Source organism: Rhodophyticola porphyridii, from assembly GCF_003688285.1.
GTDB classification, from domain to species: Bacteria; Pseudomonadota; Alphaproteobacteria; order Rhodobacterales; family Rhodobacteraceae; genus Rhodophyticola; species Rhodophyticola porphyridii.
Genome location: NZ_RCNT01000005.1, coordinates 1 through 16,085, shown reverse-complemented (window position 1 = coordinate 16,085; position 16,085 = coordinate 1). Strand labels below are relative to the sequence as shown.

Sequence of the window (16,085 nt, the reverse complement as noted above, 5' to 3'; positions counted from 1 at the left end):
CTGCCGGATGCTGCCGACCGCTTAAACCAGATCGGAGGGGCGGCGACACTGATGCCCTGTCGCGCTGAATGATGGACCAGGCGGATTTGCCGCTGGCCCGGTGCGACGCGACCGGGCGCCGCCGCCATCACAGGGGCAGGGCGAGGGCATCCTTCAGCTCTTCCATCACGAAGCTGGCGGAAACGTCGTTCAGTTCCACCTTCCGGATCAGCCGCTGATACAGCTTGTCGTAATCCGCGACATCGGCCACGCGGGCGCGGATCAGATAGTCGAGATCGCCGGTCATCCGGTAGACACCGAGGATCTCCGGCATTTCCCGCACGGCGCGCCCGAATTTCTCCAACCACTCCGCGTCGTGACGCGCCGCGTGGACCTGAATGAACACCATCAGGCCAAAGCCCAGTTTTGCGGGGTCGAGCAGCGCCACACGCCCGGTGATGACACCGCGTGTCTCCAGCGCACGGACACGGCGCCAGCAGGCATTGCGCGACAGGCCCACCCTTGCCCCCAACTCTTCCAGTGCGATATCGGCTTCGCGTTGCAGAACGCTCAGGATTCGGCGATCCGTTTCATCAAATGTCTCCATAGTCACAGCCATATCGTGCATATCTCCCAAAATCACGTAAAATCCGCGACGGATATGGGAGGCATTCTCTCTCCATGCCGGTCATGATTGGCCTTGCGACAGGACATGGAGGACCGAATGATCTCGCGTATCTTTCTGAGCCATCCGCAGGATGTGGACGAAACCTATCTGCAACACGCGGCCTTTGCCGGTAAATTCGCGGGCCGTCTGTTTTTGGCAAGCTGCGCTGCGGCGGTCCATGCGGTGATCCCGTGCCTGTTCGAGAAAACCGCCAGCCGGATCACCGCCGAGCTTTATGCCAAGACCCATAATCGCGGACAGTAACCGGCTGTTCGCCGCCGTTGGCCCGGAAGCAGGGCGTGTGACCACCCACCATCCGTGCGCCTGCGTGCCCATGCCAAGAGACAAGAAGAAAGACCGCCCTGCGGAGCAGAGCGGCCTTCCGTCATGTTTCGTGGCGAGCGCGGATCAGCCGGCCAGCGCCTTGTTCAGGTTTTCATCGACCTTCTCAAGGAAGCCCATCGTCGTCAGCCATTTCTGATCGGGGCCGACCAGGAGCGCCAGATCCTTGGTCATGTCGCCGCTTTCCACGGTATCGACGATCACTTTCTCCAGCGTTTCGGCAAAGTTCTTCAGCGCGTCATTGCCATCGAGCTTGGCGCGGTGCTTGAGCCCGCCGGTCCAGGCGAAAATCGACGCGATTGAGTTGGTGGAGGTCTCCTTGCCTGCCTGATGCTGCCGGTAGTGCCGGGTGACGGTGCCGTGCGCGGCCTCCGCCTCGACGATCTTGCCATCGGGCGTCATCAATTGGGAGGTCATCAGACCAAGGGAACCGAACCCCTGCGCAACGGTGTCGGACTGCACGTCGCCGTCATAGTTCTTGCAGGCCCAGACAAAGCCGCCGGACCATTTCATGGCCGAAGCCACCATGTCGTCGATCAGGCGGTGTTCATAGGTGATGCCCGCCGCTTCGAACTTGTCCTTGAACTCCTCGTCAAAGACCTTCTGGAACAGGATCATGAACTGGCCGTCATACTGTTTCAGAATGGTGTTCTTGGTCGAGAGATAGACAGGCCAGCCAAGCGACAGGCCATAATTCATCGACGCGCGCGCGAAATCGATGATCGACTGATCGAGGTTGTACATGCCCATGTAGACGCCGGAAGACGGGGCCTTGAACACTTCGCGCTCATCCACGGTGCCGTCATCGCCGACGAATTTCATCGTCAGCGTGCCGGGGCCGGGAAATTTCATGTCGGTTGCGCGATACTGATCGCCATAGGCGTGCCGGCCGATCACGATGGGCTGGGTCCAGCCCGGCACCAGGCGCGGCACGTTCCGGCAGATGATCGGCGCGCGGAAAACGACACCGCCCAGGATGTTGCGGATCGTCCCGTTGGGGCTGCGCCACATCTTTTTCAGGCCGAATTCCTCGACCCGCGCCTCATCGGGCGTGATGGTCGCGCATTTGACGGCGACGCCGACCTCCTTGGTCTTCTCGGCCGCGTCGATGGTGATCTGGTCTTCGGTCCGGTCCCTCTCTTCGATGCCGAGATCGTAGTAGAGCAGATCCACGTCCAGATAGGGCAGGATCAGCTTCTTCTTGATGAAATCCCAGATGATCCGGGTCATCTCATCGCCGTCCATTTCAACGATTGGGTTGTCTACCTTGATTTTCGACATCTGGCGTCCCTCTGTTCTTGGGTGAATCGCATCTTGCGCGCGGTCTAGCGGATCATGTGGCCGCAGGGAAGTGTGTATACCGATGTATACCGGTGGCGTGGTGTCGCGGGCGCTCTGTTCACGCCTTGTGAAGGAAAACCCAGATCATCGCGCAGGTCCAGGTCAGGCCGAGGGCGAAAGCCACCATCCCGAGCGGCGGGTAAAAACCCACTAGCCCCGCGCCGATACCAAGGATCGAGATGACAGGCGGCCATGGCCGCGCAACCAGCGCTGTGCCGTTCAGAAGGACCAGCCAGAGCGCACCCGACAGCGCGGCTCCAAAGGCGAGCAGGCCGATAAACGGTACCAGCGAGGGGCTTGCAAGCCCGATCATGAGCGCGATGCTCAGCGCCGCGTTCCCGATCAGACAGGCAGCCGCCAGAAACCCGGGCCAGCGTATCCATCCGGCGTGATGCGTAAGCTTGCGGATCGCGACGATGAGCACAATCGAAGCGGCCGCAGACACCAGTTTGAGCCCATCCTGTATCCAGAAGGCGGAGGGTACCTCCATGGCGCGGCGGGCCATTATCGCGGGGTCTTGCATCGCGCTCGCCCCGATCCAGAGCATCCCGATCAGCAGCATGGAAAGCGAGGTGATCCCGTCGGTCGCCGCCGCGGCGGCGCCGGCGAAACGGTTGGAAGGGTTCGGTTCGCTCCGCAAGTTCGTCCTCCTTTACCGGTAGATTGTGCTGAAGGACCGGAGTTGCAACACATATGACCCGGCTTTCAGCCGGGGCTTTTCCTGGCGAGTTGTTCGGCCAGATACTTGCGTGCCCGCGCCTCGGCCATGCGGACGCGGACGGCGGTGCGAAACGCCTCCTCCGTCGAGGGTGAGGAGGCGCCGATCACCTCGGCGACGCGATTTATAAGAAGATCGTCATCAAGGGTTTCCGCCGCCTCGATCGTGTCCTTGGCGAGTTTATCGGCAAGCTCTTCGACAATGCTCATGGGCGTGGTCTCTAGCGTGTGGTTTCCGTCAGCCGCCGGCGCACATAGGTCTGAACGCTCTCGATCATCGGATCCATATGCGGATCTTCGAAGAAATGGCCCGCGTTTTCCACCTCTTCATGGGTGATCGTGATGCCCTTCTGCTCGTGCAACTTGTCGACCAGAATGCGCGTGTCCTGCGGTTTCGCCACGCGGTCGGCGGCCCCGTTAATGATCAGGCCCGAAGCCGGGCAGGGCGCCAGAAAGCTGAAGTCATACATGTTGGCGGGGGGCGAGACACTGATGAAGCCGGTGATTTCCGGGCGCCGCATCAGAAGCTGCATGCCGATCCACGCGCCAAACGAGAATCCGGCGACCCAGCAATGTTTCGAATTCGGGTTCATCGACTGAAGATAATCGAGCGCGGAGGCGGCATCGGACAACTCGCCGATGCCCTGGTCATACTCGCCCTGCGACCGGCCGACGCCGCGGAAATTGAAGCGCAGGACCGTGAAGCCCATATTGTAGAACGCGTAATGCAGGTTATAGACCACGCGGTTGTTCATCGTGCCGCCGAATTGCGGATGCGGGTGCAGGATGATGGCAATCGGCGCGTCCTTGGCCTTTTGTGGGTGATAACGACCCTCAAGCCGACCTTCTGGGCCGGGGAAAATGACCTCGGGCATCATGCCTCCTTCGTGGCGGTCCGGTTGGCGACGGCTTGACAGCAGGGCCGGGCGCTACCTAGAACAATTCTAAACTCCGGGCGTGTCGGAGAAATGGGTGGATGGCAATTAAGCCGCCCGCCGGCAAAGGTCAATGTTTCGGCGCGTCTTGCGCCCATGATGGAGACGGCGGCAATGAAACTCAGCACCAAGGGCCGGTACGCGATGGTGGCGCTCGCCGATCTGGCTTTGCAGACGGATGACGGGCTGACCTCGCTTTCGGAGATTGCGAAACGGCAGGATATCTCGCTTCCCTATCTCGAACAGCTTTTCGTCAAGCTGCGCCGGGGCGGGTTGGTGGAATCCGTCCGCGGCCCGGGTGGCGGGTACCGGCTGGCCAAGGCGCCGGCGGAGATCCGGGTGGTGGAGATTTTCGAAGCCGTCGACGAAACGGTAAGCGCCCTGCATACGGGCGCGGGCGCGTCGGGCGGAAGCTCGGGCAGCCGCGCGCAGAGCATGACCAACCGGTTATGGGAAAGCCTGAGCGCCCATGTCTACGTGTACCTGCATCAGACCCGTCTGTCGGATGTGGTGACCAATGAACTGACCCCATGCCCGGCGGTGCCCAATCTTTTCGAAGTGGTGGATGACACTTGACGGCGCCCGTTCACGGCATATCGCGGCTGACCGGCCCGGTGCGGTCGTGTAACGGGCGGCGCCCTGCCGCGCGCGCATCGCACCGGTGGATGGCCGGGGCCGTGCGCGCCACCGTCACGCAGGACCGGCGCGAGGCGGTGTGTCCGGGATGAGCCGGGTCTATCTGGATCATAACGCGACCATGCCGTTACGGGCTGAGGCGCGCGCGGCGATGGTCGCGGCGATGGATATCGTGGGCAATCCATCTTCCGTGCATGCGGAGGGGCGCGCGGCCAAGGGGCTGGTGGAGATCGCCCGTGCGCAGGTGGCCGAGGCCTTCGGAGCGCAGGCGGCTGATATCGTCTTTCTGTCGGGTGCGACGGAGGCGGCGGCCCTTGCCTGCGCCGGGCGGGGTCTGCATGGCGCGGCTGTGGAACATGATGCNCGAAGGGCTGGCCGTCAGCGACATGACACAGGCCTTCGGCAAGCTGCCGGTGGCGTTCGACTGGTCGGGGGTCGATATGGCGCTGATCTCGGCGCACAAACTGGGCGGTCCGAAGGGAATCGGGGCGCTTGTTCTGCGCCGCGGGCTGGATCTGAAAGCCAGGATCAAGGGGGGCGGGCAGGAGATGGGCCGGCGTTCGGGCACCGAAAACATCATTGGCATTGCAGGATTTGGGGGTGCTGCACGGGCTGCGACACAAGATCTGGAGGCTGGTGTCTGGGACAGGGTTGCCAAACTTAGAAATATTCTAGAAATAGCTCTGGAAGCCCGGGCAAAAGAGACTATTTTTGTCGGGAAAGATGTCGAGCGGCTTCCCAACACGTCCTGCATCGTGACGCCGGGCTGGAAAGGGGAGACGCAGGTGATGCAGATGGATCTGGCCGGGTTCGCAATCTCGGCAGGGTCCGCCTGTTCATCGGGCAAGGTCAGATCCAGCGCCGTTCTGCGCGCAATGGGGTTCGATGAGACCGCGGCGGCCAGTGCCATTCGCGTCTCGCTTGGCCCGGAGACGACCGAGGAAGAGGTCTTGCGGTTCTGCGAGGCCTGGTTAGGAGCCCATGCCCGGTTTCGGGCGCGGGTCGCGTAGCAGGGCAGGGCTGCAAACCCGGTTCTGAGGAAACGGCGCGACCCGTGGGCACGGGATGGAAACAGGGCGGCGGATACCGCCCCAATAGCGAACGGGATGACCCATGACAGCACTCGACACGGATATTCGCGACGGTGTGGACCGCGAAACGGTGGAAACCGTTCAGGCCATGGGCGGCAAATACAAATACGGTTGGGAGACCGATATCGAGATGGACTATGCGCCCAAGGGCGTGAACGAGGATATCGTTCGTCTGATCTCGGAGAAAAACGGTGAGCCCGAGTGGATGCTGGATTGGCGTCTGCAGGCGTTCAAGCGCTGGAAACAGATGGACGAGCCGGAATGGGCAATGGTGAACTACCCGCCGATCGACTACCAGGATCAGTATTACTACGCCCGTCCCAAGAGCATGGAAGAGAAGCCGAAATCTCTCGATGACGTGGATCCGAAACTTCTGGCGACCTATGACAAGCTGGGCATTCCGCTGAAGGAGCAGATGATCCTCGCCGGTGTCGAAGGCGCCGAGGAGGTGCCCGCGGAAGGCCGCAAGGTCGCAGTGGACGCGGTGTTCGACAGCGTTTCGGTCGGGACGACCTTCCAGAAGGAACTGAAAGAGGCGGGCGTGATCTTCTGCTCGATCTCCGAAGCGATTCAGGAGCATCCCGAACTGGTGAAGAAATACCTCGGTTCGGTCGTGCCGATCACCGACAATTTCTTTGCGACACTGAATTCGGCCGTCTTCTCGGACGGCTCCTTTGTCTATGTGCCGCCGGGGGTGCGCTGCCCGATGGAGCTTTCCACGTATTTCCGGATCAATGCCGAGAACACGGGCCAGTTCGAGCGGACGCTGATCATCGCCGACAAAGGCTCTTACGTCAGCTATCTGGAAGGCTGCACCGCGCCGCAGCGCGACACCCATCAGCTGCATGCGGCGGTTGTCGAACTGGTGGCGCTGGAAGATGCGGAGATCAAGTACTCCACGGTTCAGAACTGGTATCCGGGCGACGAGAACGGCAAGGGCGGGATCTACAATTTCGTGACCAAGCGCGCCGATTGCCGGGGCGACAGGTCCAAGGTGATGTGGACCCAGGTCGAGACCGGATCGGCGATCACATGGAAATACCCGTCCTGCATTCTGCGTGGCGATGACAGCCAGGGGGAGTTCTACTCCATCGCAATCGCCAACAACATGCAGCAGGCCGATACCGGCACCAAGATGGTGCATCTGGGCAAGCGCACGAAATCGCGCATCGTGTCGAAGGGGATCAGCGCGGGGCGCGCGCAGAACACCTATCGCGGGCTGGTGTCGATGCACCCGAAGGCGAAGGACAGCCGCAACTACACCCAGTGCGACTCGCTTCTGATCGGCGGCGACTGCGGGGCGCATACGGTGCCATATATCGAGGTGAAGAACAATTCGAGCCGGGTCGAGCACGAGGCCACGACCTCGAAGGTCGACGACGATCAGATGTTCTATTGCCGTCAGCGGGGCATGGATGAGGAAGAGGCCGTCGCCCTGGTGGTGAACGGATTCTGCAAGGAGGTGCTGCAGGCCCTGCCGATGGAATTCGCGATGGAAGCGCAGCAGCTTGTGGCGATTTCGCTGGAAGGCTCCGTGGGGTAATGTCCGCGCCGTTCGAGACAGAGCGGGCCGCCTATCTCTACGATGTGTTGTCGCCCGAGCGGCTGACACGGATCGTGGATGTGGGGGCTAATCCGCTGGATGCGGCACCCTACGAGGGGTTGCTGAAGGCAGGCCTGTGCGAGGTCTGGGGCTTCGAACCTCAGCCGGAGAGGTATGACGAGCTGGTCGCCGAAGCCGGGCCGCGTGAGCATTATCTGCCCCATGCGATCGGCGCGGATGGCGCGGCCACGCTGAACATCTGTCAGGGCTCGGGCTTTACGTCTCTGCTTGAACCGAACATGGACACGTTGGACGCGATCGGCCGGATGCGTCGCGGCGCGACGGTGAAGGAGCGTGTGGAGATCGTCACGAAGCCGCTGGACGGGCTGATGGATCTGCCCGATTTCGACTTGCTGAAGATCGATATCCAGGGCGGTGAAACGGTTGTTTTCGAGCACGGCGTCAAGAAGCTGAGTTCGGCCCTTGCGGTCATCACCGAAGTCGCGGCCATACCGCTTTACGTCGATCAGCCGCTGATCGACGCGCAGATGCAGAGCTTGCGAAAGCTGGGGTATCAGTTGCACAAATTCCTGTTCCTGAAGACGATCAAGTTCTTCAATGCTCATACCAGCCGGCTTCAGAGGCGGTTTTATCGCAGTCAGGCGGTGGATGGGGATGCGGTGTTCCTCCGCGGGCTGCTGGATATCCCCGGCCTCGGCGACGAGGAACTGAAACATCTGGCTATGCTGAGTGACGCGGTTCTGCTGAGCCAGGATATCACCGTCACGGCGATGGGCGAGTTGTCGGCCCGCGGAAAGCTGTCGGAGGATCAGCTTCACGGCTATATCGACCGGCTGCCGCATGTGGATCCAAGATAGGAATGGAACATATGATCATCACGACCACGCATAGTGTCGAAGGCCACCAGATCGCCGAATACGAGGGGATCGTCGTGGGAGAAGCGATCCTTGGCGCGAATTTGCTTCGCGACCTCTTCGCGGGCATCACGGATATTATCGGGGGCCGGTCCGGCGCCTATGAGCAGGCACTGGGCAAAGCCCGCGAGACCGCGCTTGACGAAATGGCGGACCGGGCCCGCGATATGGGGGCCGATGCCGTTGTGGGCGTGGATCTGGATTACGAGGTCATGAACGACATGCTGATGGTCTCGGCCTCCGGCACGGCGGTCCGGCTCGGCTGAACATGGCGACAAGATCCGATATCCTGCCCGGCCACAGGCCCGATGGCGTTCAGGGCCGCATATCCCGAGCCAAGGACGACCAAAGCACTCGCGCGGCGGCCCGCCGCTCCACTCATCCGGCGCCCCTTGCGGCGGCCTGACAATCAAGAGGACACATATATGTTGAGCATCAAGAACCTGCACGTGAAGCTGGAAGAGGAAGACAAGCAGATCCTGAAAGGGGTCGACCTCACGGTCGAAGCCGGGAAGGTCCATGCGATCATGGGGCCGAACGGCTCGGGCAAGTCGACGCTGAGCTATGTGCTTTCGGGCCGCGATGGTTATGAGGTGACCGAGGGCGAGGCCGTTCTGGAGGGGCAGGATATCCTTGACATGGAGCCCGAGGAACGCGCCGCCGCCGGCCTGTTTCTGGCGTTCCAGTACCCCGTCGAAATCCCGGGCGTGGGCAACATGACCTTCCTGCGGACAGCCGTGAATGCGCAGCGCAAGGCCCGCGGCGAAGAGGAGATGAGTGCCGCAGATTTCCTCAAGCTGATCCGGGAGAAGGCCAAGGCCCTCAAGATCGATGCGGACATGCTGAAACGGCCGGTCAATGTCGGTTTTTCCGGCGGTGAGAAGAAACGCAACGAGATCCTGCAGATGGCGATGCTGGAGCCGAAAATGTGCATTCTGGATGAAACCGATAGCGGGCTGGATGTCGATGCGATGAAACTGGTCGCCGAGGGGGTGAATGCCCTGCGCGATGCGGGCCGGGGCTTTCTGGTCATCACCCATTATCAGAGGCTTCTGGACCATATCAAACCGGACGTCGTGCATATCATGGCCGATGGCCGCATCGTGAAGACCGGCGGGCCCGAACTGGCCCTTGAGGTCGAGGAAAACGGATATGGCGATATTCTCGCGGAGGTGGCGTGATGGCGTTGGCTCAAGCCAAGATCGACCTGACCGAGGCGCGGCTTTCCAGGCTGGAGATGCCCACCGGGTCATCCTGGGCCGCTGAGGCGCGGCAAGGGGCGGCCGCGCGGTTGCGCGCCTCCGGCCTGCCGACGCGGCGGGACGAATACTGGAAATTCACCGATCCCGCAACACTGACCGCGGCCGAGCCGCCGCAGGCCGCCATTTTCGAAGCACGGGACGAGGCGCCGCTCTATGACGGGATCGACCGGTTGAAGCTGGTCTTCGTCGATGGCGTGTTCGATGCCGCCGCAAGCGACGACCTGACCCTTGAAGGGGTGGAGATTGACCTGCTTGCCGATGCGCTGGCCAAGGACATCCATTGGGCCAAAGATCTCTACGGTGTGCTGGAAACCCGCGGGCAGGATCCGGTCGCGCGACCGCTTGCGGCGCTGAACACCGCCTACGCCACGAACGGGATCGTTTTGCGGGCCACGGGCAAGGTCAGCAAGCCGATCAATCTGATCTATCTGCATAATGACGTGGCCTCGGACGCGATCCTTCACCATCTGGTCAAGATCGAGGAGGGGGCCGAGGTAACCGTGCTGGAAAGCGGCCCGGCCGCCGCGCGGTTCAACAAATGCATGGAAATCGAGGTTGCCGATGGCGGGACGTTCCACCATGTCAGGGCGCAGGGCAGAGACCACGAACGCCGCGCGGTTACGCACATGTTCTCCCGGATCGGCAGCGGATCGACCTTCAAGTCCTTCACGCTGACAGCCAATGGCGTGTTGACCCGCAACGAGAACATCATCGAGATCGTGGGCGACGATGCGGTGGCCCATGTGGCGGGCGCGGCCCTTGGCGATGGCGCGCGGGGCGCGTTTCACCATGACGACACGGTCTTTATCACCCATGACGCGGAGCGCTGCGAAAGCCGGCAGGTGTTCAAGAAGGTGCTGCGCAACCGGGCCGAAGGCGTGTTTCAGGGCAAGATCCTGGTGCGTCAGGGCGCGCAGAAAACCGATGGCTACCAGATCAGCCAGGCGTTGCTTCTGGACGAGGACAGCAGCTTTCAGGCCAAGCCCGAACTGGAGATCTACGCCGATGACGTGATCTGCTCCCACGGCTCGACCACGGGCGCGATCGACGAGGACGGGCTGTTCTATCTCCGCTCGCGGGGAGTGCCCGAGGACAAGGCGACCGATCTGCTGGTTCTGGCCTTTCTTGCCGAAGCCATCGAGGAGATCGAGGACGAGCGCCTGCGGGAGGATATCCTGCTGCGTCTGCAGCAATGGCTGGAGCGGCGGCGCGGGTAAGCCATGGCGGTCACGACAGATATCGTGCAAAGCTGGCGCAGGCCCCGACGGGTGATCCGCAGGCTGCTGGATATGGGGCGGCGCGAAGATCGCGCGCTGGTCTATCTTGTTCTGGCATGTCTGCTGATCTTCGTGGCGCAGTGGCCGCGCCTGCAGCGCGAGGCGATCCTGATGCCGGAGCGCCCGCTCGATGCGCTGATCGGCGCGGCTCTTTTCGGCTGGCTGTTCATCGCGCCGCTGTTGTTCTATGCCATCGGCATGCTCAGCCATCTGGTGGCGCGCATGCTTGGCGGCAAGGGCACCGGCTATTCCGCCCGGCTTGCGCTTTTCTGGTCGCTTCTGGCGACCAGCCCGGCCTTCCTCTTCTACGGGATGGTGGCGGGCTTCATCGGGCCGGGGCCCGCTCAAACCATGGTTGGCGCGGGGCTGCTCTTGGCCTTTGTCGTAATCTGGGGCATGACGCTAATCGAGGCCGAACAGGCGCCTGAAAGGCAGGGCTAGGATGACCGATATAGCGACCCTGGGATCGCTCTTGCGCCTCGCGCGCGATACGGTGGCGAACCCGCGTGAAGGTGCCACCACCGTGCTCACCTTTGCGCCGCCGCGGCAGGCGCTCTGGCTGATGCTGGCGCTTGTCGTCGTGGTCACGATGCTGCTTGGCTTCGTCTTCAATATGGTCGCTCCGCCGGCGCCCGGCGACCCCGCGGTACAGATATCGCCGGTTACGCTTGGTCTGGTTCAGGGCGTTCTGCTGATCGTCATGGTCCACGCGATCCATCGGATCGGCGCGGCGTTCGGGGGCACGGGGCGTTTCGAGGAGTCCCTTCTGCTGGTGATCTGGCTGCAATTCATCTTTATCTGCATCCAGGTCCTGCAGGTGTTGGCCATGCTGATCCTGCCGGTGCTTGGGCCACTCATCGTCCTGCTCTCGATCGCGTTGTTTTTCTGGCTTCTGGTCAATTTCATCGCGGCGCTGCACGGGTTCCGGTCGCTTGGTCAGGTCTTCGTGATGGTAATCCTGACACTCATCGGCATCGCGTTGCTGGCGAGTATCATTCTCGCAATTCTGGGTGTGCAGATGCCGCAAGGAGGCGTTTAGATGTATGATGTCGAAAGCATCCGTGCGGATTTTCCGATCCTCGCGCGGGAGGTCAATGGCAAGCCGCTCGTCTATCTGGACAGTGGCGCCTCCGCCCAGAAACCGCAGGTCGTGATCGACACGGTCGCGCATGCCTACTCGATGGAGTATTCCAACGTCCATCGCGGGCTGCATTACCTGAGCAACCTCGCCACCGAGAATTACGAGGCCGTCCGCGGCAAGATCGCACGATTCCTCGGCGCCCGCGACGAGGAGGAGATCGTCTTCACCTCCGGCACGACCGAAGGCATCAATCTGGTGGCCTATGGCTGGGCCATGCCGCGGATGGGAGAAGGGGATGAGATCATCCTCTCGGTCGCAGAACATCACGCCAATATCGTGCCCTGGCATTTCCTGCGAGAGCGGCAGGGGGTCAAGCTGGTCTGGGTCGAGACCGATGCCAATGGCGATCTGGATCCGGCGACCGTACTGGATGCGATCACGCCGCGCACCAAGCTGATCGCGCTGACCCATATGTCCAACGTTCTGGGCACCGTGCTTGACGTGAAAACCATCGTTGCGGGGGCCCATGCCGCGGGCGTGCCGGTTCTGCTCGACGGGTCGCAATCGGCGGTTCACATGCCCGTCGATGTGGATGATATCGGGGCCGATTTCTACGCCATCACCGGGCACAAGCTTTATGGCCCCTCCGGCTCCGGCGCGATCCATATCCGGCGTGAGCGGATGGAGGAGATGCGGCCCTTCATGGGCGGCGGCGACATGATCCGCGAGGTCCACAAGGATCAGATCACGTGGAATGATCCCCCGATGAAATTCGAGGCCGGAACACCTGGCATCGTGCAGCAGATCGGGCTTGGCGCGGCGCTGGATTACATGATGGGCGTGGGCATGGACCGGATCGCGGCCCATGAAGCGGATCTGACCGCCTATGCCCGGTCGAGGCTGGACGGGTTGAACTGGTTGAATGTGCAGGGCAATTCCGCAACCAAGGGGGCGATTTTCTCGTTCACTCTCAACGGCTCCGCCCATGCCCACGATATCTCGACCATCCTCGACAAGAAGGGCGTCGCCGTGCGCGCTGGCCACCATTGCGCACAGCCGTTGATGGAGCATCTGGGCGTCACCGCGACCTGCAGGGCGAGCTTCGGGATGTACAACACCCGGGACGAGGTCGACGCGCTCGTCGATGCCCTGGATCTGGCCCACGATCTCTTCGCCTGAGCGCGATGCCCTATGTGCCCCCTCGCGCGGCGGATCCCGCGGAGGGCACGCATCGCGAAGTTCGGCCCGCCTCGGCATGATCCTCCGATATGTGGCGAGGGTCTCCTTCAAGGGACGGGCAGGACCGGGTTTTCTTCGTCACAAGGGACGCCCGCAGGCCCGCCGTCCGTGTGATCACGCCATCAGCCCTTGATCGGGTCGTGCCCCGGAGGCCGCGTATCGTGTGCTGCAACGTTGAGGATTGCAGCCGCTCCGATCGGAGGGTATAGCGGCACCAGGCACCCGTAGCTCAGCTGGATAGAGCGCTGCCCTCCGAAGGCAGAGGCCAGAGGTTCGAATCCTCTCGGGTGCGCCATTTCACATTTCCCACTCTCAAATGCACCTAACAGCTTGAAAGGGCTGGATATTTCCGGGGTTCGAAACCCCTGATTACGCACATATGCGAGGCGGTCGGCAAAGGCCAGTTTTAGCACCGTGCGACGCAGTTCGATCCGACCGGAAGACCATATATTACAGGGGCTTACGAGGAATCTCATGGAGAGTTCGAACAGTTCCTCAAAGGTGGCTTTCGGCGCGCTCGCGTTTTCGGCCTTCTCCAGTAGCAGCAGCTTTTCCTGCTCCAGCCTGGCGATCCGCTTCTCATAGGCCGCGATGACGGACGGGTTGTCCGCTTCGACCAGACGATCAAGGAATTGCTCGCTTTGGGCTTCGAGCTTCTTCACCTCGCGCTTGGCAGCCTTTGCGGCATCGGTGGCGCGCGCTAGACGCTCATCCCAGAGTGTGCGCAGCATCGAGCGTGCAATGCCGAACAGTTTACGAGAGGGCGTCAGGCCTTCGAGTACGGCGACAAACTCGTCTTCGAGGCGGTCACGCGGGATCGACTTGCGATAGGAATTACAGCCCTTGTTGAAGCACATATAGTAGGGATGCTTCTTGCCCGTCTTGCTCTTCGACCAGCAGGACGTCATCGGATGATCGCACTCGCCGCAGGCAAGGAAGCCGCGGAGAGGGAAGTCCTTGGCGATGTCTGAGCGCGCGACAGCCTTGCGCTCGCCCGTCAGGCGTTCCTGATTCTTCTGGTAGGTCTCGAAAGAGATCAATGGCTCATGGTGGCCTTTGCGAAGCGAGACGTTCCACTTCGGCACTTCTATGTATCCGGCATAGAGCGGACGCGTCAGATACTCATAGATGCGCTGGTTGCGGATTTCGCCGTTAGGGAGATCGTGCGGAAACTCCGGCTGGGCTTCGAGGAAGCGCTTCACTTCAACCTGAGAGCCGAACCGTCCACAGGCAAATCCTTCGAGAGCTTCAGCCAGAATCGCGGCGTGCGGTTCATCCCGCACGAGCAGATTGCCGTGACCAGGTTTGCGTTGGTAGCGATAGCCGACAGGAGCCTGAAAGCACCAGTAGCCATTAAGGGTGCGCGCCCGCATGCGGTTGATGGTCTGTTCCCCGTTCTTTTGGCGTTGGTGCTGGGAGACGGAGGCGAGCAGGTTTTCGACAAGGATCGAGTCGGAATCTTCGCCGAACTCGATGGACGGACTTTCGAGGCGTCCGCCAGCGGCATTGAGATCGGCACGAAGGGCGAGGTGTGCTTCCAGGCCGCGCGCAAGACGGGAAATGTCGTCAATGATGACAACAGGGGCATGTCGTCGGTTCTGACGGAGATAGGCAAGCATCGCGGTCATGCCCGGACGTGCCGTCAGGCTTCCCGACATATCGTCTGCAAAAACCTTGGCGACCTCATAGCCCTTGTACTTGGCGTACTCGCGGCAACGGGTTTCCTGAGAGGAGAGGCCGTCCCCGCGCGTGGTCTGTTTGGCGGAAGAAACACGGCAATAAATGACGGCCTGTTGAATATCTGAATCGGAAATAACGGATGGTTTTGCGTTCATCTTGGCTCCTTCTTGTTGGTGATTTTGGAGGATGCCACTGTTTCAGGCGCTGTATCTTCAAGGCAAAGATACTGTAGCACATCGTCCATGCCGATGTCGCTTTTAGGATGGAGTTTATCCCCAGCCTTAACGCTGAATCCCAGATCGACAAACGCGACCATGATCGACCAAAGTGCACTCAGGCACTCCTTGGCTTGTTCATCGTTCAGCGCTTCGCCGTCCAGTTGATCACCATAGCGCTCCAGAAGTTGCTGCGGCGATGGGCGGGTCTGTGTTGCACCATGCTGCAAAACATCGCCATTGATTTTTCCTCTATCTTCCATGTTGTTGTCCTTTCTTGTTATTGATGGATGTCGTTGTTCTCCTTGCACGTCTTTGTCTTGAAGGAGGCACGGGGGCGGCCCCACACAGCCAAGCACCCGTGCCCTTCTGATTTATCGATCCAGTGACGGACCTTCGCGTCCGGCAAAGCGATTAGCAGATGCCTTACGCGGACGGTGCGGACGCTCATCCCTTTTTGGGGTGTCTCGCCCAACATGACGGTCGAGGTTATGCTCACGGCGCAAATCACGGATTAGGCCGTGGGACTCGCGGGCAAGCTCTGCCACGCGCAGCAGCTCAGAGGCCGAGAACGAACTCGTCTCCTGGAGGTGCCCGTCCTTATCTTCATAGACCTTGGCGAGCGTGACCGTGTGATAGGGTCCGTTGTCGCTCTGGTTCTCCCAAACGGTGGCCTTGAGGCGACCGTCGCGCAGCGTCTCCAGCGGTTGATTTGATGCAGGTGTTCTGTCCATGGAATGTACTTCTTTCCTTGGTTGGGTTTCAGTTTTCGGGATTTGTTCCTTGTTCTTCTCTAACGCTTTTGCGGACAAGAACAAAAAGTGAACGTATCATATTGATGATCTCCGTTTCAACGTAAAAATGTTGCAGCACAACACATTAGCGCTTGCTGATATGCGCTATCGCCCGACCGCTCTTTGAAAGCTGTGACTTACCTTGGCGCGATCGCTGCGCATTTGCGAAAAAGCCTCTTTCGATAGGCGGGTATCTTGCTGATGCTCGACAATCTTGCGGGCAGTATTCCTAGGGTCAGGACCCATTGATTTTTGGGTGGCGGCATGATTCACGGTTCAAAAAACGAGCGGTGAACATGTCTGATCTTTTCTGGCTAACAGACGCGCAGATGGCGCGTCTTGAGCCCTTCT

General features: G+C 61.0%; 17 protein-coding genes, 1 tRNA gene and 2 pseudogenes. 12 read left to right on the top strand and 8 right to left on the bottom strand.

Annotated elements, in window-relative coordinates; translation table 11 throughout:
* Positions 1-127: 127 nt before the first annotated feature.
* A complete protein-coding gene (locus D9R08_RS10525) occupies positions 128-586 on the bottom strand; it encodes an Lrp/AsnC family transcriptional regulator (RefSeq protein ID WP_121898019.1) in 459 nt (152 codons plus the stop codon).
* 117 nt (positions 587-703) lie between these two features.
* Between D9R08_RS10525 and D9R08_RS10520 the strand changes: the two genes are divergently transcribed.
* Positions 704-910, top strand: a complete 207-nt coding sequence (locus D9R08_RS10520; RefSeq protein WP_199709330.1) for a DUF6356 family protein — start codon at positions 704-706, stop codon at positions 908-910.
* A gap of 144 nt (positions 911-1,054) precedes the next feature.
* Here the strand turns inward: D9R08_RS10520 and D9R08_RS10515 are convergent, their stop codons facing one another.
* The 4 genes from D9R08_RS10515 to D9R08_RS10500 all read right to left on the bottom strand — a co-directional run bounded on the left by D9R08_RS10515 (position 1,055) and on the right by D9R08_RS10500 (position 3,921).
* Positions 1,055-2,269: an NADP-dependent isocitrate dehydrogenase gene (locus D9R08_RS10515; RefSeq protein ID WP_121898017.1), complete on the bottom strand. Its 1,215-nt coding sequence runs from the start codon at positions 2,267-2,269 to the stop codon at positions 1,055-1,057.
* Positions 2,270-2,387: 118 nt separating this feature from the next.
* Positions 2,388-2,969, bottom strand: a complete 582-nt coding sequence (locus tag D9R08_RS10510) for a hypothetical protein (RefSeq protein WP_121898016.1) — start codon at positions 2,967-2,969, stop codon at positions 2,388-2,390.
* 65 nt (positions 2,970-3,034) lie between these two features.
* Positions 3,035-3,256 (bottom strand): hypothetical protein, encoded by a 222-nt coding sequence (locus D9R08_RS10505; protein ID WP_121898015.1) that lies wholly within the window; start codon positions 3,254-3,256, stop codon positions 3,035-3,037.
* 11 nt (positions 3,257-3,267) lie between these two features.
* Positions 3,268-3,921, bottom strand: a complete 654-nt coding sequence (locus D9R08_RS10500; RefSeq protein ID WP_121898290.1) for an alpha/beta hydrolase — start codon at positions 3,919-3,921, stop codon at positions 3,268-3,270.
* A 174-nt stretch (positions 3,922-4,095) separates the two neighbouring features.
* On the opposite strand from D9R08_RS10500, the gene iscR reads away from it, so the two are divergent.
* The 11 genes and pseudogenes from iscR to D9R08_RS10445 all read left to right on the top strand — a co-directional run bounded on the left by iscR (position 4,096) and on the right by D9R08_RS10445 (position 13,340).
* Positions 4,096-4,557, top strand: a complete 462-nt coding sequence (gene iscR, locus D9R08_RS10495; protein WP_121898289.1) for a Fe-S cluster assembly transcriptional regulator IscR — start codon at positions 4,096-4,098, stop codon at positions 4,555-4,557.
* A 148-nt stretch (positions 4,558-4,705) separates the two neighbouring features.
* Positions 4,706-5,627 (top strand): annotated as a pseudogene (locus D9R08_RS10490) (cysteine desulfurase family protein).
* A 103-nt stretch (positions 5,628-5,730) separates the two neighbouring features.
* Positions 5,731-7,251: a Fe-S cluster assembly protein SufB gene (gene sufB / locus D9R08_RS10485; protein WP_121898014.1), complete on the top strand. Its 1,521-nt coding sequence runs from the start codon at positions 5,731-5,733 to the stop codon at positions 7,249-7,251.
* Entirely contained in the window at positions 7,251-8,129 is an 879-nt protein-coding gene (locus D9R08_RS10480; RefSeq protein WP_121898013.1) for an FkbM family methyltransferase, read from the top strand. The genes sufB and D9R08_RS10480 overlap by 1 nt, the downstream gene beginning before the upstream one ends.
* A gap of 11 nt (positions 8,130-8,140) precedes the next feature.
* The gene (locus tag D9R08_RS10475; RefSeq protein WP_121898288.1) at positions 8,141-8,452 is read left to right on the top strand and encodes a heavy metal-binding domain-containing protein; all 312 of its coding nucleotides are present in this window, start codon (positions 8,141-8,143) and stop codon (positions 8,450-8,452) included.
* A gap of 159 nt (positions 8,453-8,611) precedes the next feature.
* A complete protein-coding gene (gene sufC, locus D9R08_RS10470; RefSeq protein WP_121898012.1) occupies positions 8,612-9,367 on the top strand; it encodes a Fe-S cluster assembly ATPase SufC in 756 nt (251 codons plus the stop codon).
* Positions 9,367-10,665: a Fe-S cluster assembly protein SufD gene (gene sufD / locus D9R08_RS10465; RefSeq protein ID WP_121898011.1), complete on the top strand. Its 1,299-nt coding sequence runs from the start codon at positions 9,367-9,369 to the stop codon at positions 10,663-10,665. Before sufC ends, sufD begins: the two co-directional genes overlap by 1 nt.
* A gap of 3 nt (positions 10,666-10,668) precedes the next feature.
* Positions 10,669-11,166 (top strand): YIP1 family protein, encoded by a 498-nt coding sequence (locus D9R08_RS10460; protein ID WP_121898010.1) that lies wholly within the window; start codon positions 10,669-10,671, stop codon positions 11,164-11,166.
* 1 nt (position 11,167) lies between these two features.
* Positions 11,168-11,764: a Yip1 family protein gene (locus tag D9R08_RS10455; protein WP_121898009.1), complete on the top strand. Its 597-nt coding sequence runs from the start codon at positions 11,168-11,170 to the stop codon at positions 11,762-11,764.
* Positions 11,765-12,985: a cysteine desulfurase gene (locus D9R08_RS10450; RefSeq protein WP_121898008.1), complete on the top strand. Its 1,221-nt coding sequence runs from the start codon at positions 11,765-11,767 to the stop codon at positions 12,983-12,985.
* 278 nt (positions 12,986-13,263) lie between these two features.
* Positions 13,264-13,340, top strand: a tRNA-Arg gene (locus tag D9R08_RS10445).
* Positions 13,341-13,833: 493 nt separating this feature from the next.
* On the opposite strand, the pseudogene D9R08_RS10440 reads toward D9R08_RS10445, so the two are convergent.
* The 3 genes and pseudogenes from D9R08_RS10440 to D9R08_RS18910 form a co-directional block, all read right to left on the bottom strand.
* Positions 13,834-14,880 (bottom strand): annotated as a pseudogene (locus D9R08_RS10440) (recombinase family protein); the annotation flags it as partial.
* Positions 14,877-15,203, bottom strand: coding sequence for a hypothetical protein (locus tag D9R08_RS10435; RefSeq protein WP_121898007.1), 327 nt, complete (start codon positions 15,201-15,203; stop codon positions 14,877-14,879). The gene D9R08_RS10435 and the pseudogene D9R08_RS10440, both read right to left, overlap by 4 nt.
* 111 nt (positions 15,204-15,314) lie before the next feature.
* Positions 15,315-15,752 carry a hypothetical protein gene (locus D9R08_RS18910; RefSeq protein WP_233557412.1) on the bottom strand — a complete coding sequence of 146 codons (438 nt, stop codon included), beginning with the start codon at positions 15,750-15,752 and terminating at the stop codon, positions 15,315-15,317.
* Between the last annotated feature and the right edge of the window lie 333 nt (positions 15,753-16,085).

Coding starts and splice junctions, on each gene's coding strand:
- D9R08_RS10525 (WP_121898019.1), bottom strand. CDS start 586: ATGGAGACATTTGATGAAACGGATCGCCGAATCCTGAGCGTTCTGCAA.
- D9R08_RS10520 (WP_199709330.1), top strand. CDS start 704: ATGATCTCGCGTATCTTTCTGAGCCATCCGCAGGATGTGGACGAAACC.
- D9R08_RS10515 (WP_121898017.1), bottom strand. CDS start 2,269: ATGTCGAAAATCAAGGTAGACAACCCAATCGTTGAAATGGACGGCGAT.
- D9R08_RS10505 (WP_121898015.1), bottom strand. CDS start 3,256: ATGAGCATTGTCGAAGAGCTTGCCGATAAACTCGCCAAGGACACGATC.
- D9R08_RS10500 (WP_121898290.1), bottom strand. CDS start 3,921: ATGCCCGAGGTCATTTTCCCCGGCCCAGAAGGTCGGCTTGAGGGTCGT.
- iscR (WP_121898289.1), top strand. CDS start 4,096: ATGAAACTCAGCACCAAGGGCCGGTACGCGATGGTGGCGCTCGCCGAT.
- sufB (WP_121898014.1), top strand. CDS start 5,731: ATGACAGCACTCGACACGGATATTCGCGACGGTGTGGACCGCGAAACG.
- D9R08_RS10480 (WP_121898013.1), top strand. CDS start 7,251: ATGTCCGCGCCGTTCGAGACAGAGCGGGCCGCCTATCTCTACGATGTG.
- D9R08_RS10475 (WP_121898288.1), top strand. CDS start 8,141: ATGATCATCACGACCACGCATAGTGTCGAAGGCCACCAGATCGCCGAA.
- sufC (WP_121898012.1), top strand. CDS start 8,612: ATGTTGAGCATCAAGAACCTGCACGTGAAGCTGGAAGAGGAAGACAAG.
- sufD (WP_121898011.1), top strand. CDS start 9,367: ATGGCGTTGGCTCAAGCCAAGATCGACCTGACCGAGGCGCGGCTTTCC.
- D9R08_RS10460 (WP_121898010.1), top strand. CDS start 10,669: ATGGCGGTCACGACAGATATCGTGCAAAGCTGGCGCAGGCCCCGACGG.
- D9R08_RS10455 (WP_121898009.1), top strand. CDS start 11,168: ATGACCGATATAGCGACCCTGGGATCGCTCTTGCGCCTCGCGCGCGAT.
- D9R08_RS10450 (WP_121898008.1), top strand. CDS start 11,765: ATGTATGATGTCGAAAGCATCCGTGCGGATTTTCCGATCCTCGCGCGG.
- D9R08_RS10435 (WP_121898007.1), bottom strand. CDS start 15,203: ATGGAAGATAGAGGAAAAATCAATGGCGATGTTTTGCAGCATGGTGCA.